The organism is Lacrimispora sp. 210928-DFI.3.58 (genome assembly GCF_020554865.1).
GTDB lineage: Bacteria > Bacillota > Clostridia > Lachnospirales > Lachnospiraceae > Enterocloster.
The window spans coordinates 40132-66668 of the sequence record NZ_JAJCIC010000006.1; the positions used below are offsets into that span (position 1 = coordinate 40132).

Annotated in this window: 25 protein-coding genes; 2 read left to right on the forward strand and 23 right to left on the reverse strand. The window is 48.7% G+C overall.

Going from position 1 to position 26537, the window contains the following annotated elements; translation table 11 throughout:
* The 7 genes from LIZ87_RS05760 to LIZ87_RS05790 all read right to left on the reverse strand — a co-directional run bounded on the left by LIZ87_RS05760 (window position 1) and on the right by LIZ87_RS05790 (window position 6369).
* On the reverse strand, window positions 1–945 hold the full coding sequence (locus LIZ87_RS05760) for an NAD-dependent epimerase/dehydratase family protein (RefSeq protein ID WP_178316987.1): 945 nt from the start codon (window positions 943–945) through the stop codon (window positions 1–3).
* A gap of 11 nt (window positions 946–956) precedes the next feature.
* Complete coding sequence (locus tag LIZ87_RS05765) at window positions 957–1664, reverse strand: ABC transporter ATP-binding protein (protein WP_227145769.1); 708 nt, start codon at window positions 1662–1664, stop codon at window positions 957–959.
* Window positions 1651–2424 carry an ABC transporter ATP-binding protein gene (locus tag LIZ87_RS05770; RefSeq protein ID WP_227145771.1) on the reverse strand — a complete coding sequence of 258 codons (774 nt, stop codon included), beginning with the start codon at window positions 2422–2424 and terminating at the stop codon, window positions 1651–1653. The genes LIZ87_RS05765 and LIZ87_RS05770 overlap by 14 nt, the downstream gene beginning before the upstream one ends.
* A gap of 2 nt (window positions 2425–2426) precedes the next feature.
* Window positions 2427–3470, reverse strand: a complete 1044-nt coding sequence (locus tag LIZ87_RS05775; RefSeq protein WP_227145773.1) for a branched-chain amino acid ABC transporter permease — start codon at window positions 3468–3470, stop codon at window positions 2427–2429.
* 4 nt (window positions 3471–3474) lie between these two features.
* The gene (locus LIZ87_RS05780) at window positions 3475–4350 is read right to left on the reverse strand and encodes a branched-chain amino acid ABC transporter permease (RefSeq protein WP_227145775.1); all 876 of its coding nucleotides are present in this window, start codon (window positions 4348–4350) and stop codon (window positions 3475–3477) included.
* Between the two features lie 28 nt (window positions 4351–4378).
* Window positions 4379–5563 carry an ABC transporter substrate-binding protein gene (locus LIZ87_RS05785; protein ID WP_227145777.1) on the reverse strand — a complete coding sequence of 395 codons (1185 nt, stop codon included), beginning with the start codon at window positions 5561–5563 and terminating at the stop codon, window positions 4379–4381.
* Window positions 5564–5709: 146 nt separating this feature from the next.
* Complete coding sequence (locus LIZ87_RS05790; RefSeq protein WP_227145779.1) at window positions 5710–6369, reverse strand: GntR family transcriptional regulator; 660 nt, start codon at window positions 6367–6369, stop codon at window positions 5710–5712.
* 414 nt (window positions 6370–6783) lie between these two features.
* Between LIZ87_RS05790 and sigG the strand changes: the two genes are divergently transcribed.
* On the forward strand, window positions 6784–7560 hold the full coding sequence (gene sigG / locus LIZ87_RS05795) for an RNA polymerase sporulation sigma factor SigG (RefSeq protein ID WP_178316140.1): 777 nt from the start codon (window positions 6784–6786) through the stop codon (window positions 7558–7560).
* A gap of 134 nt (window positions 7561–7694) precedes the next feature.
* Here sigG and LIZ87_RS05800 read toward each other — a convergent pair whose 3' ends face one another.
* Complete coding sequence (locus LIZ87_RS05800) at window positions 7695–8441, reverse strand: sugar phosphate isomerase/epimerase family protein (protein ID WP_178316141.1); 747 nt, start codon at window positions 8439–8441, stop codon at window positions 7695–7697.
* Window positions 8442–8789: 348 nt separating this feature from the next.
* Here LIZ87_RS05800 and LIZ87_RS05805 point away from each other — a divergent pair, with 348 nt between their 5' ends.
* Window positions 8790–9773 carry an NYN domain-containing protein gene (locus LIZ87_RS05805; protein WP_227145781.1) on the forward strand — a complete coding sequence of 328 codons (984 nt, stop codon included), beginning with the start codon at window positions 8790–8792 and terminating at the stop codon, window positions 9771–9773.
* A gap of 110 nt (window positions 9774–9883) precedes the next feature.
* On the opposite strand, the gene sigE is transcribed toward LIZ87_RS05805, so the two are convergent.
* The 15 genes from sigE to ade form a co-directional block, all read right to left on the reverse strand.
* Complete coding sequence (gene sigE / locus LIZ87_RS05810) at window positions 9884–10624, reverse strand: RNA polymerase sporulation sigma factor SigE (RefSeq protein WP_178316143.1); 741 nt, start codon at window positions 10622–10624, stop codon at window positions 9884–9886.
* Between the two features lie 104 nt (window positions 10625–10728).
* On the reverse strand, window positions 10729–11589 hold the full coding sequence (locus tag LIZ87_RS05815; RefSeq protein ID WP_178316144.1) for a sigma-E processing peptidase SpoIIGA: 861 nt from the start codon (window positions 11587–11589) through the stop codon (window positions 10729–10731).
* A 169-nt stretch (window positions 11590–11758) separates the two neighbouring features.
* A complete protein-coding gene (locus LIZ87_RS05820; protein ID WP_227145783.1) occupies window positions 11759–11998 on the reverse strand; it encodes a ribonuclease HII in 240 nt (79 codons plus the stop codon).
* A gap of 102 nt (window positions 11999–12100) precedes the next feature.
* Window positions 12101–13012 carry an AraC family transcriptional regulator gene (locus tag LIZ87_RS05825; RefSeq protein WP_227145784.1) on the reverse strand — a complete coding sequence of 304 codons (912 nt, stop codon included), beginning with the start codon at window positions 13010–13012 and terminating at the stop codon, window positions 12101–12103.
* 78 nt (window positions 13013–13090) lie between these two features.
* Entirely contained in the window at window positions 13091–14392 is a 1302-nt protein-coding gene (gene ftsZ / locus LIZ87_RS05830) for a cell division protein FtsZ (protein WP_178316093.1), read from the reverse strand.
* A 234-nt stretch (window positions 14393–14626) separates the two neighbouring features.
* Window positions 14627–15082 (reverse strand): (2Fe-2S)-binding protein, encoded by a 456-nt coding sequence (locus LIZ87_RS05835; protein ID WP_178316094.1) that lies wholly within the window; start codon window positions 15080–15082, stop codon window positions 14627–14629.
* Complete coding sequence (locus LIZ87_RS05840) at window positions 15082–15921, reverse strand: FAD binding domain-containing protein (protein WP_227145785.1); 840 nt, start codon at window positions 15919–15921, stop codon at window positions 15082–15084. Before LIZ87_RS05840 ends, LIZ87_RS05835 begins: the two co-directional genes overlap by 1 nt.
* 85 nt (window positions 15922–16006) lie before the next feature.
* Window positions 16007–16519: a hypothetical protein gene (locus LIZ87_RS05845; RefSeq protein ID WP_178314631.1), complete on the reverse strand. Its 513-nt coding sequence runs from the start codon at window positions 16517–16519 to the stop codon at window positions 16007–16009.
* 18 nt (window positions 16520–16537) lie between these two features.
* On the reverse strand, window positions 16538–17482 hold the full coding sequence (locus tag LIZ87_RS05850; protein WP_178314629.1) for an ABC transporter permease: 945 nt from the start codon (window positions 17480–17482) through the stop codon (window positions 16538–16540).
* Window positions 17475–18533, reverse strand: coding sequence for an ABC transporter permease (locus LIZ87_RS05855; RefSeq protein ID WP_227145786.1), 1059 nt, complete (start codon window positions 18531–18533; stop codon window positions 17475–17477). The genes LIZ87_RS05850 and LIZ87_RS05855 overlap by 8 nt, the downstream gene beginning before the upstream one ends.
* Window positions 18526–20055 (reverse strand): ABC transporter ATP-binding protein, encoded by a 1530-nt coding sequence (locus LIZ87_RS05860; protein ID WP_227145787.1) that lies wholly within the window; start codon window positions 20053–20055, stop codon window positions 18526–18528. The genes LIZ87_RS05855 and LIZ87_RS05860 overlap by 8 nt, the downstream gene beginning before the upstream one ends.
* 121 nt (window positions 20056–20176) lie before the next feature.
* Window positions 20177–21274, reverse strand: coding sequence for a BMP family lipoprotein (locus LIZ87_RS05865; RefSeq protein ID WP_178314415.1), 1098 nt, complete (start codon window positions 21272–21274; stop codon window positions 20177–20179).
* A complete protein-coding gene (locus LIZ87_RS05870; RefSeq protein WP_178314417.1) occupies window positions 21271–23421 on the reverse strand; it encodes a xanthine dehydrogenase family protein molybdopterin-binding subunit in 2151 nt (716 codons plus the stop codon). Before LIZ87_RS05870 ends, LIZ87_RS05865 begins: the two co-directional genes overlap by 4 nt.
* A gap of 351 nt (window positions 23422–23772) precedes the next feature.
* Window positions 23773–24501, reverse strand: coding sequence for a GntR family transcriptional regulator (locus LIZ87_RS05875; RefSeq protein WP_227145788.1), 729 nt, complete (start codon window positions 24499–24501; stop codon window positions 23773–23775).
* A 141-nt stretch (window positions 24502–24642) separates the two neighbouring features.
* The gene (gene ade / locus LIZ87_RS05880; protein WP_227145789.1) at window positions 24643–26412 is read right to left on the reverse strand and encodes an adenine deaminase; all 1770 of its coding nucleotides are present in this window, start codon (window positions 26410–26412) and stop codon (window positions 24643–24645) included.
* Window positions 26413–26537: the final 125 nt, after the last annotated feature.

A 26537-nucleotide genomic window follows, 5' to 3' on the forward strand; every position in this document is an offset into this window, starting at 1 on the left:
TCATACAGGTGGTAATCCGCACTGTTTACGTACATCATTGATCGTTTTTCTTGCACCTTCTTTTGCTGAAAAATATGGTTCATATCCGAGCTCGTCCCTGGCTGCCGAACCATCAAACTTCCATCCGCATCCATAGTGTCCCGGTTTCAGCTCAATCTCTGCCTCCGGCAACAGAGTCATGATATAATCCTTCAATTCCTTCATAGGCATAATCTCACCTGTTATCGTAAATGCCTTTGACTTTGTATAGGGAACAGTACATGCAAGCAGCGTTGCTCTGGCTGCATCTTCTACATAAAGCCAGTTCGGAGCATCATCGCCATAATCCACAACACCTTTTATACCCATAGCAGGATTAACCATTAGCTGCGATGGATATGCACCATGCCGTCCCATTCTGCCCATTCCATAGACAATACAATACCTCAATGCAATATTATCGACTCCAAATTTTTGAGCATATGCTTTTCCTGCAAATTCCAGATAAGTTTTTATAGATGAATAATTATCCCATGGATGGGGCATTCCATCGTTTGGTATCCACTCTTCCTCATGCATGACCTGCGGACCAAATATTGTTTGAGAACTGGCCCATACAACTCTGCGCAATTTTAATATACGTGCTGCCTCAAATACATTTAATGTGCCAATAATATTCACTTTGGCTGCTTCCAGATAATTCCTATCTGCCGCTCCCAGCAATCCCGCCTGATGAACGATGGTGTCAATCTGATAATCCTGGCACACTCGGATCAGTCCTGCCAGATCTCTGACATCTCCCTGCACCAAAGGAATTTCTGCAAGTTCTTCTGGTGAGAACAACATCTGAATGGAGGTATGATCCATCACATTATCATATCCCACAATTTCATGTCCTGCCCCCAGAAACTCCTTCATAATGTAAGATCCAATAAAACCGGTTGCACCTGTTAATAATACTTTCATATCCACCCTCCTTATCCAAGCCCCAGATATGCCTTTTTTACACGAGGATCATTCGCCAACTGCTTTGCATCTCCACTCATACTAACCCTTCCTGTTTCCAATACATACGCACGATCTGAAATTGCCAGCGCCATATTTGCATTCTGTTCTATTAAAAGAATTGTCACGCCCTGTTTATTAATAGACTGAATTAGCTCAAAAATCATCTGGACAAAATTTGGCGCCAGCCCTAAAGATGGCTCATCCAGTAAAAGAAGTTTTGGATCGTTCATTAACGCACGTCCAATAGCAAGCATCTGCTGTTCTCCTCCGGAAAGCGTTCCTGCCGTCTGTGTAATGCGCTCTTTCAGACGCGGGAACAAATCATAGATACGTTCATAAGCAGCCTCTGTTGCTTTTTTATCTTTTCTGGGATATGCTCCCAGACGCAGATTCTCCTTGACTGTCAATGCAGGAAATACTTCTCTTCCTTCAGGAGAAAAACCTATTTTTTTCCTTGCAATTAAATGCGTTGGCTGATTGGTAATATCATCATTCTCGAAGATAATCTTTCCTCTCTGTGCAGGAACTAACCCCATAATGGAATTAACAGTGGTTGATTTTCCGGCACCATTGCTTCCAATCAAAGAAACAATCTCTCCACTGGCAATCTGGAGGTCTATTCCTTTTAATGCATGAATATGGCCATAATATGTATTTAGTCCTTTAATCTCCAGCATTTCTTGTCCCTCCCAGATATGCCTCTATCACCCGCTCATTATTAATAATTTCTTCCGGGGTTCCCTGGGCAATCTTTTTTCCATGGTCGATCACATATATCCTGTCGGAAATATGCATAACGACATTCATATCATGTTCAATCAGAACAATTGTAAAGTTTTTATCCCTTAGTTCCTTGATAAAATGAAGCAATTCTTCTGATTCCTGTGGATTCATCCCTGCTGCCGGCTCATCCAGTAATATTAATTGAGCACCTGTTGCAATTGCCCGTGCAATTTCTACTTTTCTTTGATCACCATAGGGTAGATTGGAAGCATAATCATGGATTCTATCCCCCAATCCAAGTGAGTTTAAAATATCAATAGCCCGTTTTGTCTTTTCACTTTCTTCTAACTGGTATTTTTTATTTCTTAAAATCGTATCAAAGAAATTATATTGTGTTCGGATGTGGGTTCCTACCAGTACGTTTTCAATTACACGCATATTCGGAAATAAGCGGATATTCTGAAATGTACGTGAAATTCCCGCCTCTACTATTTTGAGGGGTTTTTGATTATGGATCGCCTTTCCATCAAACAGTATTTCTCCTGAATCAATGGAGTAAACACCAGTTAACATATTAAATACCGTTGTCTTTCCAGCACCATTGGGCCCAATCACACTGACAATTTCCCCTTTTTCCACTTCAAAATTTACATGATCTACTGCAATAAGACCGCCAAATCTTTTTGTGATCTCATTCACCTGCAAATATGCCATTCTCATATCTCCTTTGTCTCAGTGCAATTCTGTGTTTTCCGAAGCAGCTTTGGAAAACGATATGGCAGCTGCGACTTCCATCCCAAAATTCCCTGCGGTCGAAAACGCATCATAATTATAAGGATTAATCCATAAAATACAAATCGATAATTCATTAAAAAACGAGTCATTTCCGGAAAAGACAATAGAATTGCCGCCCCCAAAAACATTCCTCTTAAGGTTCCCATTCCCCCTAAGATAACAACACTGACAATCAATGTGGAAACATCGTTTGTAAAAGAATTAGGGTCGATAAAACTGATCATAGAGGCATAGAATGCTCCTGCAATGCCTGTAATAAATGCTGATATTGCAAATGCCAGTTCTTTATATGCACTTATATCAATTCCCATCATTGTTGCTGCCAGTTCATCTTCCTTTATGGAAATAAAGGCCCGGCCGATTTTTGAATTGATCACCAGATGACACAATATAGTTATAGCTGCAACCAATATCAGCATAAGATAATAAATCCCATAATTTGCCAATGTGAGCTGATAGCCAAAAATGGATGGCCTAGGAATATTTCGAAGTCCCAGAGTTCCATTTGTCATACTGTCCCAGTTTAAAAAAATCGTTCTCATAATCTCACCGAATCCCAAAGTCACTACAGACAAATAAGGACCTTTCAGCTTTAATGTGGGCAGACAGACCAGTGCTCCGCACAGAGCTGACATGATCCCTCCCAATAAAGCTGCCGGAAAAAAATTCATACTGAGACGCAGCATCAACAATGTAGCTGTATATGCTCCTATTCCATAGAAGCCCGCATGCCCCAAAGAAACCAGACCTGTATATCCAATGAGAATATTTAATCCATGTCCCAAAATGGTATAGATGCCGATCATAATTATAATGCGCAGAAGATAATTTCCGATTCCTAAAAAAGGCAGCGCAATCAGGCCTATAATACCCACTGCAAATAATAAGATTCTGTTCTCTGAGAAAAAAGCTTCCAGTTTGTAGAGCTTACTTCTCTCTTCTTTATTACTACTAGATTTCTTCATAGCTCTACACCTTTTGAATATCCTTTCTGCCAAACAATCCTGTGGGTCGTATGATCAACACCAGTACCAGAATGATAAATGCTACAGAGTCTCTGTAGGTCGATCCTAAAAATGTGGCTGCCATACTTTCCGAAATTCCAACGATCAGTCCACCTATGACAGAGCCATATAAAACTCCAATTCCCCCAAGCACTGCTGCTGCAAATGCCTTTAATCCAACCATAACGCCCATTGTAGGATATACAATCTGGTAATATCCTCCGATCAATGCTCCTGCGATTGCAGCAGAGGCACCTGCCAGAAAGAATGTAAAAGAAATCACAAAATGAACATTCACTCCCACAATACTTGCCGCACGTGAATTTTGTTCGGATGCACGCATAGCCAGCCCTATCTTAGTACCACTTACCACCCCTGTCAGCACAACAAGCAAAACCATGGATACTATGAAAATAATAATCTGCGATGAGTTGATTTTGAAAGAGCCTATCTCAAGTATTCCAAAATTCAAAAATGCCGGTAAGGGTTTGCGTTCACTATTAAAAAAAATCATTAAAAGATTCTGGATTACATTGGATATGCCAATCGTTGTAATCAATGACGCAATGCCTGGAGAATGCTTTTTTCTTAACGGTTCAAGGGCAGTCTTATCAATAATGATTCCCAAAATTCCGGTCAGTACCATACTGAGTATGATAGCCGGTACAATACCGAACTTCATTCCCACAAGTAACAGAACCATATGTGCCCCAAAAGCATACACGGAACCATGTGAAAAGTTCACAAGCCGAAGAATACCGAATACCAAAGAATATCCGACTGCAATCAATGCATATGCCATCCCCAGTGCTAACCCATTAAAAATCTGTTGTGTAAGCATAATGGTTTGCTCCTTTTACTTATTTCTGTTACTTAACTTCTACAAATTCTCCATTCTGAATTTCAACTTTCGTATATGATTTTGCCGCATCGCCATTTTCATCAAAATTAGTATCACCAGTTACTCCCGGATAAGCCAACTTAGTCAATTCATCTCTAACTGCCCTATGATCCGTTGTTCCAGCATTTTTGATAGCCTCTAACAGCATTCCCGTTGCATCATAAGTCTGAGCAGCAAAGGAATTTGGCAGACCCCCATATTTTTCATCAAATTCATCTACAAAATCTTTAACCTTGGGATCCTGTGATCCGGCAAAAAAGCTAATCGGGAATCGTAAACCCTCAGCGGAGTCTCCAGCAAGATTTAACAGCTGCTGGCTAAATGCATTAGAAGTTCCTACCAACTTTATATCTGGATTAATCTGGCGATACTGTTTTGCCAGTGGTCCCGTTAAACCATATTCGCCAACGCAAAGAATAACCTGCGCACCTTCTTCTTCCATCTTAGTCACGATCGGGCTAAAGTCATCAGAACCCGTGATTATTTCTTCATGAGCCACGATCATTGCCCCGCTATCACTATAATTTGTCTCCAAGAGTTCTTTTAAAGTATTAGAAGTAGTTGTCCCCCAGTCTGTTTTAATAGACACAATACCGATTTTTTTACATCCAAAATCTTCGATCGCAATTTGGAGCATATAATTAGCTTCTGTAGAAATAATAGAATTATTGCGGAAAATAAAATCTCCAATTCCTGTAATATCCGGGTGAGAACCAGAGGTAGTAATTGCAATCACTTCATTTTCCTGATAAATTGGATCTGCTATCAGACAGAGATTGGAGGAGAAATGTCCAATAACACCTATGATATCCTTGTCTTCAACAATTTTTTGAGCAACAGTTGCAGATTCATCACCAGAATTTTTATCATCATATGGAACTATCTCGATCTGCTTTCCAACGACGCCGCCATCTTTGTTCCATTTTTCTGCCATAATTTCTGCCGCAGCCTGCATCTGCTTTCCATATTCCGCATTTTCACCTGTCATAGAAGCAGCAACCGCAATCTTAATCACTCCATCCGCACTTGTTTCTTTGGCAACACCAGTCTCATTTTGTGTTCTGATATTATTGCTGCCATTTCCGCATGCTGTTACACTTAAAGCAACCATAGCTGTCAGTAACACACCAAATAATCTCTTTTGCATCCTCATGTTTATCTTCCTCCTTCACTAGTTAAAAATTCAAAATGACATCTGATATATTATATCTGATATATCAGATAGGGATAAAATATTCCCTATCATAATAAAAATATTCCATCCCCCCTCTCTATAAATCTGATATATCAGAAAATAAATCATTCTTCTTCTAAAGCTTCATTCGCAACTCGACGAATATGATCTACTATGTAATTTTCCACCTTTTTTGCATCTTTTTTGCAAATTGCTTCCATAATCTCTTGATGCTCACGATAGGAAATAGCAAACTCTTCTTTATTTTTTTCCAAAGTATTATTTAGTGATGTTCTATCCATCGCCCGAAGAATTTCAACAATCTTAAGGATGTATTTATTATTACAGTTCTGTCTTAAAATTTGATGAAATTGGCTATTATACTCGCTGAATTTCTCAATATTTTCTTCCTGCATTGCCTTTTCTGATTTTTTTAGAATTGCTTTCAATTCCTCAATTAGTTCTTCTGTTATGTTTTCAACTGTAAAATATGCCGCAGTTCCCTCTAACGCCGCACGCGCATAAATAATTTGTCTCACATGAGTGAGAGAAAAATCAGCGACAAAACTTCCTTTTCTGGCAACTGAATAAATCAGACCTTCAGATTCTAAAATACGCAATGCTTCTTTTATTGGTGTTGTACTAATATTTAACTGTGCGCTAAGGGCCCTCTCATTTAATTTCGATCCGGAAGGCAGTTCTCCAGTTGTGATAAATTTTCGCAGCAAATGAGCTACCTGCTCTCTTACTGGAACATATTCGTTAATTGTCTCTTTCTCAAACATCTATAACCTCTCTTGTAATTGATATTTAATATCTGATATATCAATCATATAACAATTTATTTCCCATGTCAAGATAAATTTATATATATTGCATAAATATTCCTGCTTTTCTATTCATTTTGTAGACAATACCCCTATTAGGAATATTTTACAAGCTCATTCCGATATCATTTCCTCCTTCCATCATTCAATCAATATGATCCATTTCTTCCAAAACCTGCATACGCCCTGCAGCAATAGCCTCAAGCCATACTGCAGCAGATGCCAAGCAATGATCCTGGAAATTTTTTCAATCCCTTTTTCTGCCCATCTCCGGTATAAAACCCTCCCAATCCGTACATCATTTCGTTATAGCAGATTCATCCAGTGACCCTGCCCAGGCAGGGAAATGGCAATATAACGGAGGTAAGGATCATGTCGGGCTACAAAGTTGAGATTTGCGGAGTCAATACCGCCAAGCTGCCTTTACTGAGTAATGAAGAAAAGGAGGCTCTGTTCGGCCGCATACTGGACGGAGACATGGAGGCCAGGGAGCAGTACATCAAAGGAAACCTGCGCCTCGTATTGAGTGTTATCCAGCGTTTTGCAAATAATCAGGAAAATATTGACGATCTGTTCCAGATCGGCTGTATCGGCCTGATCAAGGCCATTGATAATTTTGATATTACACAGAATGTAAAGTTCTCCACTTACGCTGTTCCCATGATCTTAGGGGAAGTGAGAAGATATTTACGAGATAATAATTCCATCCGCGTCAGCCGCTCCCTGCGCGACACTGCCTACAAAGCCCTCTACGCCAGGGAACAGCTCACTCGCCGCAATGCAAAGGAGCCCTCTCTTCTGGAAATCTCCCAGGAGATCGGCGTGTCCGGCGAGGATATCACCTATGCACTTGATGCCATCCAGACACCTGTGAGCCTCTATGAGCCTGTATATACGGACGGCGGGGATCCGCTTTACGTCATGGACCAGATCAGCGACAAGAAGAATCTGGAGGAAAACTGGGTGGAGGATCTCTCCCTGGTGGAAGCCATGAAGCGCCTGCCTGAACGGGAGAGGCACATCATCGATATGCGCTTTTTTGAGGGAAAAACACAGACAGAGGTGGCCGAAGAGATCCACATCAGCCAGGCCCAGGTCAGCCGGCTGGAGAAAAATGCGCTTAAGAGCATGAAGACCTATCTCAGCTGACACTACCCCATAAAAAATTAATAGACTGACACAAAGGGTATAGCAGCAAAAACCTTTTCATTTTTTGCTGCTATACTACCGCTTTCATATCTTATGGCAGGCAACTATGCGGCCGGACTCAATCCTCCCGGACCCTATATCTCACCTGTCAGCTCAAACAACGCTTTCGCCTCGGCCGGAAGAGACTCTATCTTATCATCAGGCATAAATTCCAACAGCATCATATGATCGCCCGGTATCTCCCTAAGATAAGTCTTCCACTCTTTGATTCCTTCTGCCAGAGAAAAGCGCAGTGTCTCCTTCCACTGGAATACATGAATGTGCGTAATATAGTCCTTTAAAAGACGGATATACTCCACATTTTCATCGACTGTCCGCATCTGATTCGGCTGCCAGTACATGCGAAACGCAGGAGAATCCACTGCCTGCATTAATTCCAGGGCCCCTTCTTTTGTCTCTGTATAAGATTTCCTGTGACACTCCATGCATAACATAACGCCTGCTTCTTCTGCCATTGCTGCAGCTTTTTTGCACTGATCAAATAGAAACGCCTTTTCCTGCAAAGTAAAGTCCTCTGACTTTTTATTTCCGCACCACAGCCTCAGAATATCGGTCCCCAGCATTTTTGTCGCCCTGATGTAGCCGGCAAGCTCCTCGATCGGAGTCACTGCCAGACGAAAATAAGTGCCATAAGAGCAGCACGTTACTCCATACTTCTCCTGAAGCTTTACAATTTCAGCCAGACGCTCTGTATTTGTATAGGGTGCATGAACATCACTCCCCCACTCAATATATTTAAGGCCAGCCTGTGCCGAAGACATGATCACTTTCTCAAGAGGCAGGTCACGAAAAGACACAGATACCAAACCGGAATGCAGCATAAGTTTATTCCTCCTATCAATAAGATGTTTTATCTCTGCAATATCCACTTCTCAATTGTAGCATTGAATACTTTATTCCGCTATATAAAGTCTGCTTCTGCACTCAAATTCCTATTGACAGGTCTCATAAAGTTTCCTCCACGCTTTGTGCAGAGCATTAATGAGGCTATCATCCTAGTACCCCTCCGCATCGATTTTTGTCATATTCTTTCCCTTGCCGCATTTTTCCAGATGTGTTACACTAAGATAGAAGGGTTCGCCTGACAGAGCGGCGAATTCTACTATAACATATCCCTATAAAACGGTCAGCTTCCTGTTTTATCGGGTTCTTTTAGAAAGTGAACATATATGGAACAGAATGAAAAGCGATTTGCAGTATTGATCGATGCGGACAATGTATCTCCGAAGTATATCAAATATATCCTGGATGAGGTATCTGACATCGGCATTGCCACTTACAAGCGTATCTACGGCGACTGGACAGACACAGAAAAGAAGGGATGGAAAAATGTGCTTCTCGACTGGTCTGTCAATCCCATCCAGCAGTACAGCTACACAACAGGCAAAAATTCCACGGATTCAGCCATGATCATTGATGCCATGGATATTCTCTACTCCGGCAATGTGGACGGCTTCTGCCTTGTCTCCAGCGACTCCGATTTTACGAAGCTGGCTCAGAGGCTCAGGGAAGCGGGTATGTTAGTCATGGGGATCGGAGAGCAGAAAACACCCAAGCCCTTCCGTGCTGCCTGCGACACCTTTAAGCTGTTAGAGATCATCTCCTCTGAGGATACCCCTGAGGCCGCTCCTGTGGTCAGAGGCAAGACAAGCTGTGCAGCTGCGGCAAAGGCAGAGACTGCCTCCATTGATGAGATCCAAAAGACCATCACCAGCACAGACGAGATCCAGAAGGCCATCACAAAGCTCCTTATTGAGAACAACAGCCAGAACCAGCCTATTATCCTCGCAAAGGTGGGGAATTTCCTCACAAAGCGCTTCTCTGACTTTGACGTGCGAAACTATGGCTATTCAAAACTTTCCACCTTCCTCGAAAGCCTGGACAACAACGATTTCCAGGTAGTCAAGCTCCACGGCGGCTATTTTGTACAGGAAAAGAGCGCCAGTATTTCAAAGGATGAGATCGAAAAGGAGATCATACGGCTCATACGTGACAGCAAGGGCCATGTGGATAATCTGAGCATTATCCATGAGGACCTCAAAAAAGCTTTCCCCTCCTTTGATGTGAAGCAGTACGGCTTCAGCCGGCTTTCCAGCTTTATCCGCAGCTTCGGCACCTTTAAGATCAAGGATAATGTGGTGCAGATGAGATAGCTGCCAAACGGCCGGCAGATCCGGCAGGGCGCGTCATTGGCGCATATTGCCGGATTCTCCATAGCGCATAAAAGGGCGGCTCCACCCGGAGCCGCCCTGCTTTTTTCGTCTCACTCAAATCTGACGATCTCTTTTTTCAGCCTTTTCATGATCTTTTTCTCAAGCCTTGATATGTAGGACTGGGAAATGCCTAAGAGGTCTGCTACTTCCTTCTGGGTCATCTCCTCTCCTTCCTCATTTGTCAGGCCGTAGCGCAGCTCCACGATCTTGCGCTCCCTGGGATTCAGACGGCTGATGGCATTGTTCAAAAGATTCTTTTCAATCTCATCCTCAATATCATGGTAGATCACATCCTCGTCTGTTCCCAGGATATCGGACAGCAGGAGTTCATTTCCATCCCAGTCCACATTTAAGGGCTCGTCAATGGATACCTCCAGCCGGGTTTTGTTGTTGCGGCGCAGATACATGAGGATCTCATTTTCAATGCACCTGGATGCGTAGGTCGCAAGCTTGATGTTTTTATCCGGCTTAAAGGTATTGATGGCCTTGATCAGCCCTATGGTGCCTATGGATATCAGATCCTCCACCCCAACGCTCGTATTGTCAAATTTTTTGGCAATGTAGACCACCAGACGCAGATTGTGCTCGATCAGGGAAGATCTGGCCTGCTTATCATCCTCACTGCCCAGCATTCCGATCATTTTTCCCTCCTCCTCTGCTTCCAAGGGCGGCGGCAGGATATCTGCTCCTCCTATATAGTGGACCTCCCCCTGCTTTGGAAGCAGCATAGCCCGGAAGGATGGGATCGTTTTTAATTGGAAACGGTTGGGTATGGATACTTTTACTATCATGAAAATGTCCTCCTGTAGATTCTTGCTGTCAGTAATGCTTCTGCTCCATCTGCTGTATCTTTCCGATTCCTTTTCGTGTAAATTTCCCGGACGCGGGCAAGACACTAAGGCCGTTTGGCAGCATAGAACTCCTCTGTCCTTTGCACCAGCATCTGATATTCTCCGGCGGCGGACAGCTTCTGCCTTAACACTGCCACCAGAGGCTTTTCAAGGATGTATCTCCTTCCCTCCTCTTCGACCTCCATCTGGTCTAAAAACATGGCGGCCAGCATACCTTTTTCTGTACCCACTGCCTGATAGGGCACATACATCACGCCCTTCACGGCCGGACAGAGCCGTCTCATGACCTCCTCCTCTGCCACATGGACAGGCCTTCCTGTCACCGGCTCCCGCAGGCGGTTTCCCGTATCGATCAGGCCTATGACCTGCTCCTCCCTGCCGCCGCACCGCAGGCATACGCGGCAGAGGCATTTTCTGCGGGCTGCCCTCCCTAATACTTGGCTCCAAAGCCCTGTAAGGCCATATACCGCCCCTATGGCTCCTGCCGCCAGACATATCCAGGCCGCAGCCGGGATCCCGCCTGCTCCCTCTTCACAGAGCAGTCTCTGCACATACCAGCCGGCTCTGGTATTTTCACGGAGCATCAAAAGGACACCGCCTAAGACTACAGAAGTCAGATAGATCCCGGCCACAGCAGTCAGTATATCCTTTGGCCGTTCCAGGCTGTAGGCCGTCACCGCCATAAGGCCGCTCACCGCCACATAGGTTCCGATCATCTGGACCGCTGCCGGGATACCGGGACACAGCGACAGCACACAGGCCCAAAGCCCCCCAATAGCAGCCCCGGCCAGAATACGCCTTTTCGTAGTCCTGTAAGAAAGAACTCTGTTCAAAACAGTCAACACCACAATATCCATTATCATGTTCACTGCAAATACCACATCTATGTAAACTGTATAAACCACAAAATCCAGGCGCCACCTCCCTTCCATACATTCCGAAGGACATTATAACCATTCTGAACTGCGAATGCTGTCGAAAAAGGTAGAGAATGCGTAAATAGTTTTCGACAAAAAAAGAGCAGGGCCGCCTTGTGTAAAAGCAGCTCTGCCCTTTCAGACAAATGCTATGTTTTTAATATTCCCCAACATAATAATACACGATCTTCATATAATCCTCCGCGCCAGGTATCTCCAGTGTGAGCCGGAGGGAATCATGATTTTCCGCAGACCTGGCGCGCAGCTGGTCCTGAATCCAGTATCTCTTGTTGATATTCTGCTTTCTCCCGTCAGGGCACAGCATGTTTACTCTTCCGGTGCATCCGTTCACCGTCTCCAGAAAACGTTCCATATTTAAAATATTCAGCTTTATCATATAGCTCCTCCATTTTGAAAACATCTGCCTGTTATCCGCCGGTCATCCCTGTGAATACTATTATATTGAACTGTTTTCAAAATAGATATATGATTTCCGCCACTATTTATCATTATCCTGCCATTTGCTCCGGTATTCCAATGGCGTACATCCCATGTGCTCCCTGAAGATCTTTCCAAAATAGCTGCTGGTTCCCAGACCACAGGCATGGCTGATGGAGGTGACAGATTCCCGGCTCTCTGCCAGCATCCTGCAGGCTATCTGGAGGCGGTAACCCATCATATACTCCACCGGCGTCATGTGAAGGCAGTCCCCAAAGGCCCGGTAACACTCCCTCTCACTGATAAAGGCAGCCGCAGCCAGCCGGGCTACTGGTATCTTCTCTCCATAATGCTCATGGATATAGACCATCATCTGCTTTATCTTCTCATTTGCCTTCTCTCTCCTCCCTTTTTCCTGAAACCTGGAATAAGACATCACAAAGAGATGAAGCCATATGCGCGACAATGCCTCCCGCAGGAAAATCTCATAGCCCGGCTCCTGCCCGGACAAGCAAAAACTCTTCCGTATCAGCCTCAGGATCTCTGCCTGTTTCTCATCCTCAGGATACAGTGGGATCACCTCAAGGCCGGAGGCAGAAACTACAGGAAGCACATATTTTTTCTCGATCCGGCTTCCCGGTTCCCCGGCAATGAAGGAAGAATCAAATATGTGAAGAAGCTGGACCGTATTTCCCTTCTCCCCTGCATCCCTTGTCATATGGAGCACGTTGGAATTCACCAGCCCTCCTGAGCCGGCGGGGAATATCAGTTTCCCGCCGGGAATATGATACTCCAATACGCCACTCTCTATGTAGAACAGCTCTACTGCCCTGTGCCAGTGCCATGGACAGGTACGGCCTATATAGCTGCCCATGTTCACATGGGAGGCAATATAAGGAAACTCCGGCAGGAAATCAGGCAGGCGCTCCTCCTTTGTTCCGGGATGAAATTCTATGGTCGTGATATCCTTCATGAGGCTCCCCTCTCCATATGCAAAAATCCCCCGGCCTCCGGAATCTCTGCCGGAAGCCAGGGGCATCACATGTCTCTATTATCTCTTATTCTTCAGGAAATCAGGAATATTGATCTGCATTTCCTTATTTGCTGTAGGACGGAAGGAAGGTGCTGGAGACGGATTAGAAGATCCGCTGTTCGTGCTGCCGCTTCCATACTGGCCCTGATTGTATCTCGGTCCATTGTAGCCCTGGTTGGCTGTATTTCCAGCCGGCTTATAGGATGGAGTATAACCCTGAGTCTGTCTGGTGTAGGAAGAAGCTGTGGTTGCCGCTGCCTCCGGAGCTGCTGCCTGGGAGCCTGTCTCTCTGGCGCTGCCTGGTGCTGCCGGATTCTTCTTAAAGTTTGTAAATCCGGTCATGGCCTTTGCAACGGAAGGAGTTGCGCCGTGCTCGTCCAATCCGGTAGCGATCACAGTGATGCTTGCCTCGTCCTGGGCATTCTCATCATACATCGCACCAAAGATGATGTTGGCATCCTCGCCTGCCAGCTCCTGTACGTAGCTTGCAGCCTCGTTTGCCTCGATCAGGCTGATATCACCGGAAATATTGATGATCACATGGCTTGCACCCTCGATGGTTGTCTCAAGAAGCGGGCTGGATACTGCCTGCTTCACAGCCTCAAGGGCCTTGTCATCACCCTTTGCCTTACCAATACCGATATGGGCAATGCCCTTGTCGATCATAACTGTCTGTACATCTGCAAAGTCCAGGTTGATGAGGCCGGGAACATTGATCAGGTCAGTAATGCCCTGCACTGCCTGCTGGAGCACCTCGTCTGCCTTCTTTAATGCATCCGGCATGGTGGTACGCCTGTCCACGATTTCAAGGAGTCTGTCATTGGGTATCACAATTAAGGTATCAACTGCCTGCTTCAGGTTCTCAATACCGTTAAGTGCATTTGTCATACGTGTCTTTGCTTCAAAGCGGAAGGGTTTTGTCACTACACCGACTGTCAGAATACCCATGTCCTTTGCAATCTTTGCAACAACAGGAGCTGCGCCGGTTCCGGTTCCGCCGCCCATACCGCAGGTAACGAATACCATATCTGCGCCCTTTAATGCCTGGGAGATCTCCTCAGAACTCTCCTCAGCAGCCTTCTCGCCAACGTCTGGTCTTGCGCCTGCGCCCAGTCCCTTTGTCAGCTTCTCACCGATCTGCATCGCAGTGGGAGCCTTGCAGAACTGAAGGGCCTGCTTATCGGTATTGATCCCAACAAACTCTACCCCTGCAATATTCTCATCGATCATGCGGTTCACTGCATTGTTACCTGCTCCGCCTACGCCCACAACGATAATCCTTGCGGCATTTTCTGACTCATTTATCTTAATCTCTAACAAGATACATATCCTCCTTTATTCCCTCACAGCCCAAAGCCTGAATTTCTTTATTATATATCGATTACACACAGATGTCTAGCCTAACTAATACTATATTTGATTTTAGAAAAAATATCAACCCCATTTTCAAGAAAAATTTGTGTCCCGTACTATCCGCCAAAGACCCGGAGCACGCGATCATTTTCAACCGCCTGCTCCGGGCCCTTTTGCCTTTCGGCATTTCTGTTATCTCCATTATCGAATCAGTGATTCTACCGCATCCACCATTGCCTGATACCCTGTACACCGGCAGAGGTTTCCGGAAAGTCCTCTTCTGATCTCGGCCTCGGTGGGATTCGGATGTTCTTTCAGCAATGCACTTGCAGCCAGGATCATACCCGGAGAGCAAAAACCACACTGGACAGCTCCGTGATCCACAAAGGCTCTCTGGATCCGTGCAAGCTCCGGATCCTTCTCCACGCCTTCAATGGTCAGGATCTCCTTTCCCTGTGCCTGGATCACGGGATAAATACAGGAGTTGACGGCCTTTCCATCCACCAGCACGGTACAGGCCCCGCAGTCCCCTTCACCGCAGCCCTCCTTCGTTCCGGTCAGGAACAGGCGCTCCCGAAGTACATACAGAAGGGTGTCATCCGAACATACCTCTGTCTGGCGGATCTCTCCATTGATCAAAAGTGAAATCTGCTCCATCACTTAAACCTCCTTTGCAGCTCCTTCAGGTTATGCAGCAGCATCCTGAATGCAATCCTCCTCCTGTATTCAGCAGTGGCACGGATATCATCAATCGGAAAAATGTCTTCCATCAGGGCATGCTTCAGTCCATTGCAAAATGCCGGATCCTCCATTTCCTGAAAGCTTGCTCCTAAAAGCAGCTCCTCTGCTCTGTGAGCGCGGACCACTGTGGGTGCCACCGATCCCATGGCAATGGCGGTCTCCCTGATCCGGTTATCCAGCAGATTCAGATACACTGCCTGTCCGCACACGGAAATGGCAGCCGCATTGCGCTTTCCCGCCTTGTAAAACACCGACTGGCCGGATTTCTCCGGAAGAATGATCTTCGTCAAAAGCTCCCCCGGACGAAGCCCGGTCCGGCCCACACCAAGGAGAAATCCCTCCAGGGGCACTGTGCGCTTTTCCTCCACGCTGATCAGCTCCAGCCTGGCTTCCAGTGCCATAAGAGGCACAACTCCGTCAGAGGCAGGGGATGCACAGAGGATATTCCCCCCAATTGTCCCCCGATTACGGATCTGGGGACTTCCCATCACAGAAGCTGACTGGGAAAGGCTCTCCCCAAAGGGAATTTCTGACCTTTCTATCTCAGCAAAGGTAGTCATACTTCCGATCTCCCAGCCATTCTCCGTTCTTCTTATCCCGCGAAGCTCCTCAATGCGGTCCAGGCTTACATAATCATAATCCAGAAAGGCCCCGTGATGCCTGTCCACATACAGGTTGGTGGCGCCTGCGCAGGCTTTCCTCTTCTCTCCTGCCAGCAGCCTCACTGCTTCCTCCACCTGATTTGGCTGATACATAAGTGACATCTTTTTCTCCCCTTTCCTCACCACGCTGCAGCTTGGTCTGCGGATCTGCACCTGCCTCCCCGCTCCAGCGCTTTCCTCACTGTCCCAATGATTCTGCATCATCGAAATAACTGTCCAGTGAGTAGCTTAAATCCTCAAATTTTTTCAGATAGCTGCCATCAGGAAAATCCTCAAAGGCAATGACCTTATACTGCCCATCCTCATAGACAAAGGGCAGCTCATACACCATTCCCGGAAGCCGGGCTGCCTGGGAAAATACTGCTGTTCCGCTCCTTCGATCCTCCGCCATCTCAATAGACTCATAATTGATGAACAACGGCGTAAGATAGGGATAGGACCGCTCCTTTCTGAAGGCCTCACAAAATTCCTCCAGGCTCATTTTCTCCTTAAAATCCCTTGTCAGATATCCGTACAGCCGTTCCGGCTCTTTATAATGATAATCCAGATCCTCAGCAAAGGCACAGACTGCCTTCACTGCCTCGGCCTCAGAGGGCCTGACACGGCCCGCAAACTGTTCTCCCATAAGCGCTGTTCCTATCCCCAGGCCCAAAAACAGCACTGCCGTCCAGACTATTCTACAATTTCTCATATTTCTTTGTCCGCCTCTTTATCGCTCCATCCTGGAATACGGGATTGTATAAGCGCTGGGGAATTCAGCCTTTCTGGAAGCTGTCACCAATGCCAGGATCACCAGCACATAAGGCAGCATCAGCATCAGCTGATTAGCCACATTGATCCCCAATGCCTGCAGGCGCATCTGAAGGGCTGTTGCAAAGCCAAAGAGCAGTGCGCCGCTGATCGCCCTAAAGGGCATGAACCGTGCAAAGATCACAACGGACACAGCGATAAAACCTCTGCCGCTGATGATATCCTCGGTGAACAGATTCATATAGGCAATGGACATAAAAGCGCCTGCCGCTCCCGCATAGGCCCCGCCGATGAGCACGGCCCCGTAGCGTATTCCTGCCACGCTGATCCCCTTGGAATCAGCCGCCCTGGGATTCTCTCCCACGGCCTTGATTTTTAAGCCGAAGGTGGTCTTTTCCAGGATAAACCAGGTGACAACTGCCATCAGGTAGCTTAAATATACCAGGATATTGTGCTGGAACAAAATGGGCCCGATCACCGGGATCGCCGACAATACAGGAACATTCACTGCAGCAAAGGGCGTTACCTGAGGAGGCAGGCTCTGGATCCCGAAGATAACGCGGTAAAGATATACGGCAGCGCCTCCTCCCAGAATGTTCAGGGCTGTTCCCGCGATCACCTGGTTGGCCCGCATGGTGACACTGAGCCAGCCCATGATGCAGCTCCAGAGAACCCCTACCAGGATGCCGGCCAGGACACCGGCCCAGAGATTGCCTGTGATAAAAGCAGCAGCAAAGCCGCTGACTGCTCCCATGGTCATAGTTCCCTCCACACCCAGGTTCAGGATACCGGCCCGCTGTGTGTAGAGCTGTCCCAGGGCCGGAAGCAGGATCGGCGTTGCCAGACGCACAGTGCTGGCAAGAAGACTTACAAGAAAGCCTACGGTAAAGATATTACTAAGCATGGCTCTTCCTCCTTCCTATCAGGTTCTTCACAAAGGACAGATTCATGGAAGCCCTTGCGATAATGAATACGATCACCAGCCCCTGAATAATATCCACGATGGAATAGGGCACCTCCGTCATTCGCTGCATGGTGGCTCCTCCCACCAGCAGAGCTGAGAAAAAGAAGGAGGCAATCACAATGCCCAGTGGATTTAAACCTCCAAGGAGGGCAATTACCACCGCGATATCGCCGTAGCCGCTGGCCAGGCCCTCCAGAAGACGGTACTGGACGCCATAGATCTCATTCCAGCCAGCCAGGCCCACCAGGGCGCCTGACACCATCATGGTGATGATCATGGTGCGCTTTACATTCATGCCGGAGTAGGTAGCCACCTTGTCTCCCTGGCCTGCCAGATCGATCCGGTAGCCCAGGATAGTTTTCCAGAAGAACAGCATCACAACCGCCACCAGGATTCCCACAAAAATTCCTCCGTGGATCCTCAGCCTGTCGGAAAACAGGGGCAGCCTGTAGATCTCAGCCAGATTGGGGGACTGTGGGAAATCGCCTCCCGCCGGATCCATCATGGGCCCGTGGACCAGAAATGACAGGAAATAAGAGGCAATGTAATTTAACATCAGTGTTGTGATAACCTCATTCGCGCTGAAGCGGACCTTAAGCCAGGCTGCCGCTCCCGCCCAAAGAGCGCCTCCTGCCATGCCGCAGACCAGCGACAGCGGCATAAGGAGAATGGGCGGAAGGTTGAAGTACAGTCCCGGAAGGATGCCGCAGATGGCCCCCAGGATAAACTGTCCGTCCCCGCCGATGTTCCACAGCTGTGCCTTGAAGGCAATGGACACGCCGAAAGCCATCATGGACAGCGGTATCATCTTTACAAACACCTCGGACATCCTCTGCTTTGAGCCAAAGGCGCCCCTGAACAAGGTCTGGTATGCCTCCACCGGGTCATTTCCTGACACTGACACCAGCACCGCTCCGATGGCCAGGGCGATGGCGATGGTGAGGACAGCCACCAGAACCTCCTTTATGATCGTTACAGCCTTGTTATTCATTTTCCTGCACCTCCCTGCGGTTTCCCATCATCAGGCTTCCGATCTCATGGATGGCCGCCCCTCTTGGAAGGATTCCCATCAGCTTTCCGTCATAGATCACCGCAATGCGGTCTGAAAGCTGCAGGATCTCCTCTAAGTCAGCGGAAACTAAAAGCACGGCGCAGCCTGCGTTCCTGGCGTCCAAAAGCTTCTGGCGCACATACTCGGAGGCGCCGATGTCAAGGCCTCTGGTGGGCTGGTTCGCAACCACCATCCGTGGTTCTCCCTCCAGCTCCCTTGCCAGGATCACCTTCTGTTGGTTGCCTCCTGAAAGGCTTCTGGCCTGATCCTCACCTGAGATCGCCTTGATCTGGTACTCATCCTTTGCCTTATCCCAGAGCTCATTGATCTTTCTCTGGCTTACAAAGCCGTGGGAACTCACCGGAGTCCTGCCAAAGGATTTCAGCACCAGGTTCTTTTTCAGGCTCCATTTAAGGGCCAGGCCTGTGGTCAGGCGGTCCTCCGGAATGTGGGAGATCCCCTTCTGTATGTAGTACACAGGAGCCCTGTTTACGATCTCCTGCCCATCCATCACAAGGCGGCCTTTCGTGGCCTTCCTGAGGCCGGTGATCACCTCACACAGCTCTCTCTGACCGTTGCCGTCCACTCCGGCCAGGCCTACGATCTCTCCCTCCCGGATATCCAGGGAAAAATCAGTGAGAGCCGGGATCTTCTTGTCATTATCCGCGCAGATGCCGTCTATGGAAAGCCTGACTGCTCCCGGCTCCCGCTCCGGATCCTTAAAATCAAAGAGGACCTCCCGTCCTACCATCATGCGGGTAAGCTCCTCCTTTGTCATCTTCTCCCCAGCGCTCATGGAGCCGATCAGCTTTCCGTCCCTCAATACAGTCACTTCATCAACGATCGAAATAATTTCTTCCAGCTTGTGGGTGATAAGGATAATGGACTTCCCATCCTCCTTCATATGCCTCAGCGTCTCAAAAAGCACCTCTGTCTCCTGGGGCGTCAAAACAGCCGTGGGCTCGTCCATGATCAAGATGTCCGCCCCCTGATAGATAGCGGTAAGGATCTCCACCCTCTGCTGCTCGCCTACGGACAGCTGCCATACCTTGGCGTACGGATCTACCTTCATCCTGTACTTCTCCGCCAGGGCTAAAAGCTCCTTTGCCGTCTCCTCTGCATCCAGCAGGATCCCCCGGCGTGACTTTCTGCCCAGCATTACATTTTCCACAACAGTCAGGGAACGGGCAAGCATAAAATGCTGGTGGACCATGCCGATTCCCAAAGAAATTGCTTTGATCGGTGATGAAATATCCTGCTTCTGCCCACGGATAAGGATGTCTCCCTCCTCCTGGCGGTACAGACCGTAAAGGATATTCATAAGTGTTGTCTTGCCTGCGCCGTTCTCGCCCAGCAGGCCGTGAATCGAGCCGCTTTTCAGCTTAAAATCAATGCTGTCGTTGGCCTTTACTCCACCGAATATCTTGGTGATATGACGCATCTCAACTGCCAATACTTCCATATATGCAGACCTCCTGAACTATAGATGTACTCCCAAAAAAGGTGCAGCGTGGTTTTGAGAGCACATAAGGATCGAGGGCGCGCCCCGCTGCGGGACGCCCCTCTCATCTTTCACTTTCTGATCAGCCCTGATTGAACTCAGGGAACTCGATCTCTCCTGCCTGCAGCTTCTCAAAGGTCTCCTGGATCTGAGCCTTATCCTCGTCTGTCAGCCAGCCCTTGGGATCGTTGATAGGAGCATAGTTTAAGCCCTGATTCTCTGCGTTGATCCAGTAGAAGCGGTCTCCTTCTTCTCTGCCGCGGAAGCTGCCGTCACGGATATCATCAAAGATAGAAGCGATCACGGCCTCCCACTGATATACTACGCCTGAAAGTACGTTGTTTGGAGCCAAAGTCTGCTGGTCAGCTACGTTTCCAAGGCAGTACATATCCTTTTCCTGAGCTGCCTGAACAACGCCAAGGCCGATGCCGTCACCGGAATGCCATACAACGTCAACGCCTGAATCGTACATACCTACAGCTGCTTCCTTGGCGCCTGCGGTATCGGTCCAGTCGCCAGTGTAAACCTCCTGGATCTCAATGTCAGGATTTACAGATTTTGCGCCCAGCTTAAAGCCCTCATGGCCGCGGAAGATCTCAGAAGCGTCAGCGCCGCCTACAACGCCGATCTTATTGCTCTGGGTTGCCAGGGCAGCGATCACGCCCATAAGATAGCCGCCGCTCTGGAGCTCTACATCATAAATAGCGGAATTGTCCACAGACTTGTAGCCTGTTCCTAACAGGAAGTCGGTCTCAGGATAGTTGGGAGCTACCTTTACGATGGGCTCCATAAACTGGAAGCCATGACCGAATACCACATCATAGCCCTGGTCAGCAAAGTCCATCAGTGCCGGCTCAATGTCAGCTACCTCATACACATTCTCAGTTACCTTCAGCTCGATCTCATCGGGATGAGCCTCAGCATACTTCTGCATGCCCTCAAACATTGCCTGATTGAAGGACACGTCATCCTTCTTGCCCGGAAGGATCAAGGCTACCTTCAGCTTCTCGACCGGCTCAGCTGCTTGTGCGGCTGCCTCGCTCTCAGCTGCTTGTGCGGCAGTTGTCTCTGCTGCTGCGGTTGCTGCCGCGGTGGTGCTTGCTGCGGAACCTGAACCGCATGCTGTCAGCATCATTACGGCTGCCATTGCTGCTGCCATTACTCTTGCACTCTTCTTCATTTGTTCTCCTCCTTGTTCTCCATAGATAATAGGATCTTATTTATATCTAAGGGCAGGCTGTTAAGCTTAGCCCCTGATACCTGATAAACGGCTGCGTTGATAGCCGGCGCGATGGACACGGTGGATACCTCCGCTGCTCCCTTGACCCCCATGGGGCCTGACTCCTCCCTGGCCTCCACATGGTAGCTTGCAATGTGAGGCACATCTGCCGCTGTGGGCATCAGATAGGTGGAAAAGCTGTTGTTTAAAAGCCTTCCCTCCTTAAACTGGCAATTTTCTCCCAAGGCATAGCCCACTGACATCACCACGCCCCCCTGGATCTGTCCTGCCATGGACAGGGGGTTGATGATGCGGCCTGCCTCCGTAGCTGCCGCTATATCCAAAAGCTGGATATTCCCTGTCACCGGGTCGATCCGCAGCTTTACAGCCTGGGCAATGAAGGTATACATGGCGTGGGGGAAGCCGGGAGTGGAAAACTCCTTGCCGGACTCCGGAAATGCCGCCTGGCCTGTCACCCAGTCCTCCTGCCCCTGGCTGCCCGCCCTATCCTGGCCGCTGCCTCTGGCTTTTTTTCGCTCCTTCAGCTTCCTCACCGCGTCCAGCAGGGCATTTCCCGCAATAAAGGTGGAACGGGAACCGGCGGTGGAGCCGCAGTCTAACGTTTCATCTGTATCCGCCATCACCAGATGGATGTGTTCCATATCCGTCTCAAGGGCATCTGCCGCCATGGCGGCAAGTGCGGTGGCGCTGCCCTGCCCGATATCAACCATACCAATGCAAATGGTATAGCCGCCCTCCTCTGTTTCTTTGATCCTTACCTCGGCCGTATCGCCGATGTTCTTGCCCAGGCCGCAGCTCAAATGGCCTCCTGCAATGCCATATCCCACATAGGGGTCTGTGTTGGTCTCCCTGCTCTTCCACAGATCCGACTGCCGGATCAGCTCAAGGGTCCCTTTAAAGTCCACACAGTGCTCCATCTTCTGTCCAAGGGCACCGATGGAACCGTACTCCAGGGCATTCTTCATGCGGATATCTATGGGATCCAGTCCCAGCTCGTCCGCTGCCCGGCTGATCAGCGTCTCTGTGGCAAAGGCCCCCTGGGGAGCCCCAAAGCCTCTCATGGCATGGGCCGCAGGCTTGTTGGTGTAAAAGAGACGGCTTTTGAGCCGCACGTTTGGTATCTCATAGGGCCCTGCGAAATGCTCTGTAAACAGGCCTAAGACAGCCGGACCAAGGCCGGCATAGGCTCCTGTATCCAGATCGCCCCTTCCGTCAAAGGCAAGGATCCTTCCGTCCTTCCCAAAGCCCATTTTCACATGCATCTTTACGGCATGGCGCTTAAAGCTGGCTGCCAGGGATTCTTCCCTGTCAAAAACGATCCGGGCCGGCCGGCCTGTGAGCCAGGCTACCGCTGATGCATAGATCTGGCAGAGATGACCGTCCTTTCCCCCAAAGCCGCCTCCTACAGCTGCGGCCTTCACATGAACCTGATCCGGTGTAAGCCCAAGGGCCCGGCAGATCATCCTCTTATCATGGAATACATTCTGGGTTGATGTGTATACCAGAAGCCTTCCATCCTCTATTGTGGCAAAGCATGCTTCCGGCTCCATATAGCCGTGATCCTGTACCGGTGTTTCAAAATCCTCCTCCAGGATCAATTCACTTTCCTCAAAGCCCTTTTCCACATTTCCCTCTTCATTTTCAAAGTGGACAAGAAGATTGCCTCCCTCGTGCAGAGCCGGATATCCCGGATCAGCAGCATCCACCACATCGCGCACCACCGGAAGGAGCTCATAGTCAACCTTTGCAGAAGCAGCTGCCTGCCTGGCCTTCTCTCTTGTGGCCGCCGCCACGATAGCCAGCGGCTCTCCCAGGAAACGGACGCAGGTCTCTGCCAGCACTGGCATGTCCTCGATCACATCCTCCACCACATTTTCTGCCAGATCCTTTGCAGTAAAGGTCAGAACATCTTCGGGCAGGCCGGAAAGATCCAGCTTCTTGATCCGGCCATGACAGACCTCAGAGCGGACCAATGCCAGCTCCAGCATTCCTTCCTCATGAAAATCCCCCGCGTACATAGCACGCCCGGTGGCCTTATCCATTCCCTCACGGCGTCCCATACCTGTTCCTACATACCGCTGTGTCATCTCAAACCGCCCTTTCTCTTAAAGTATTCTCCTTCGGCATTCTTCCTAAATTCAGGAAAATCTCCGCAGCTTCCTTTCTCCGATATCCTGCAAGCCAAATACCCCGTAGCAAACTACGGGGCATCAAATTTGCAGAGCTGCGGGGTATTCGGCCCTCGCGGCATTCGCCAAATATCCGTGCAAGCACGGCTACTTGGCTCATTGCTTCGCGGGAACAAAAGAAGCCTCCAGCGAAATTGCATCATCCTGCTTCCTTGCAGGATTGTGAACGATATCACCAAACGCTTCTCTTTTTCAAACAGCTTCTGAAAACCCCTATGCCGCAGCAGCCCGGCTTCCTCCACTGCTGTGTTATATCTTCTTCCGCAGCACTTTGTGCTGTAAAATTCCATCCATATAATACTCCTTCGACATCAAAACCGGCTCTCCTCTGAAATTATACCCCACCTCATCCATATACAAAACAGGCGTCCCCTGATCGATCTTGAAAATTCCTGACAGCGTTTCATCAGAGGCAACTGCCCGAACCTCCGTAAGATCCATATATACGCTCTCCCCGCAATATTTTTCCAAAAAACAGAAAATTGGCTTCTCCAGTTCCTTTATATCGTAGGACTCTGTTTTCAAATGACGCATTCCAATTTGATCCACACAATAAATCGCCGGCCTGCCGTCTGCGCTGATCAGCCTTGTGACCTGAAAAATCATCTCTCCCGGCTCCAGATGAAGCTTTAAAGCCGTTTCCTCCGGACAGGGCTTTTCTGCAACAGTGGCAAAATCGATCCTGGCTGTGTAACCGGCATCCTCCACCATTTCGAGAAATTCCTTTTCCAGGTCCATGCGGGTAACAACATCCAGCACATGCTTGTTGATCACTGTCCCCACTCCATGCTTGCGGCTGATAAAGCCCTCCCGTTCCAGGATTGCCAGACAATCCCTAAGCAGCGTTCTGCTAACTCCCATTTGCTCCGCAAGGATCACCTCCGGCGGAAGCTTTTCTTCATCAGCATATCTTCCGACACGCAGTTCCTCCAACAATCTCCGCGTAACTTCCTCTGAGCGCTGCAATACCTGCTCCATAAATCCACCTCTGATGCCGCATATTAAAATAGGTAGTACCTATTTCGGTGTTGTTTTCATAGTATCTCATAAGTAGAATCATGTCAATAGAAAAAAAAGAATAGCGTTATTCCACTTGAAGAATAACGCTATTTTCTTCTCCTACAATATTACAGGAATCAGACAATGGTGAATCACGTCCACCAGCCCCTTATCTGTCAGCCCCAGCTCCGGAACTGTGGGCAGCGAGATAAAGCTCAGTGCCATAAAGGGAGCAGCCACCGTGCAGCCCAGGCTTTCGGCTGCCTTATTCAGAACATCCAGCTCCTTTTCCACCTCATCCGGACTCTTCTCACTCATGAGACCGCCAATGGGAAGCTCCATGGAAGCCAGGATCCGGCCGTCACAGGCTACTGCCAGCCCTCCGTGCAGCCGTGCCACCTCATTCACAGCCAGAGCCATATCAGTGTCGCTCACGCCTGTGACCACGATGTTATGATGATCATGGGACATGGAGTATGCCATCGCGCCCTTTTTCAGGTGAAAGCCCTTTACGAAGCCGTTTCCCACATTTCCGTTCTTTCCATAGCGCTCCACCACAGAAAGCTTGATCACATCCTGTGCCAGATCCGGCTGGATTCCATTCTCACCAACTGTAAGCTCTGCCTGATCCTCCTCATTGATGATCTGCGAGGGCACCAGGCGGATGACGCGCACCTTCACCCTGTCACCGACTGCCTTTTGGAGCGCTTCCACCCTGAAGGATCCTGCTGTAATGGGATTTTTCAGCTTCACCGTGTCCTTAAGCCACGCGGGATAGGTACGCACCGGGGTGGGAACCAGCATAGCCCCGTTCCTGGCAGCCAGCTTGCCCTCAAACCAAACCTCAGCAGGCTGGATGTCACATATATCCTCACAGAGGATGATATCTGCCAGGCGGCCCGGTGTGATGCTTCCGATCTCCTCCTCCATGCGGAAATGCTTGGCCGCACGAATGGTTGCCATGCGGATGGCCTCCATGGGGTCAAGTCCCAGGGCAATGGAGCGGTTGACATTATAATTGATATGGCCTTCACGGCGTATATCACCAATATGCTTGTCATCGGTGCAGAACATCAAATGCTCCGTATCCAGCTTATGCTCTACCACTGCCTTCACAAGAGCGTCCACGTTGCGCTCCGTGCTCCCTTCACGGATGAATACCTTCATGCCCACACGGATACGCTGGATCATCTCCTCCTCGGTCACACACTCATGATCATCGGAAATGCCGGAGGATGCATAAATGTTCAGCTCCTGTCCCAGGCGGCCGATGGCGTGTCCATTAGCCGGCTTTCTTCTGTTTAAGGCAGAACAAATCTTCTTCAGATACTGATCCTCTTTTGAGAGAAGGATCTTGGAGGAATCCATTTCCCCCAGGCTCACGCTCTCCTCCCAGCTCATGAGCTCATCCACCTCTGCTGCTCCCAGGACAGCTCCCGTGGTTTCCAGGCCAGGTGCGGTAGGTACGCGGGAGGACACCTCGATCAGCATACGGCAGGACATGCGGTCCAGCGACTTTAACATTTCCCTCAGCCCGGCCTCTCCTGCCACATTGGCAATCTCCATCAGATCTGCCATCAGTGTTGTGGTCCCCTTTGGCACCACCACATCCGCCAGCGCCTCCGGCGACAGCATGGTGGATTCAAAATGCATATGGGAATCAATCAGCCCTGGCACAGCATACATCCCCCTGCAATCCTGCTCATGCTCTGCCATAAGATCGATCCCCGGTTCAATGGACACAATCCGCCTTCCCTTTATATAGATGTCCGTTGGATAAATCTCCCCAGAATACACATTCACCAGTTTTACATTCTTAAGCTTCCAATCGCAGGGAAGCTCTCCCTTACCGCAGGCAATCAGCTCCTTAAGCTCTCCTAGCGTCCTCATAAACAGTCCTCCTATTGGTATTACCTATTTTTCATATTGTATCACATGTTTCATGGAAAGTCGAGTTACATCACTTTTTAGATTTCCGCATGCTGCACTGCGGCTGCTGGCCGTCCTCTCAGCAG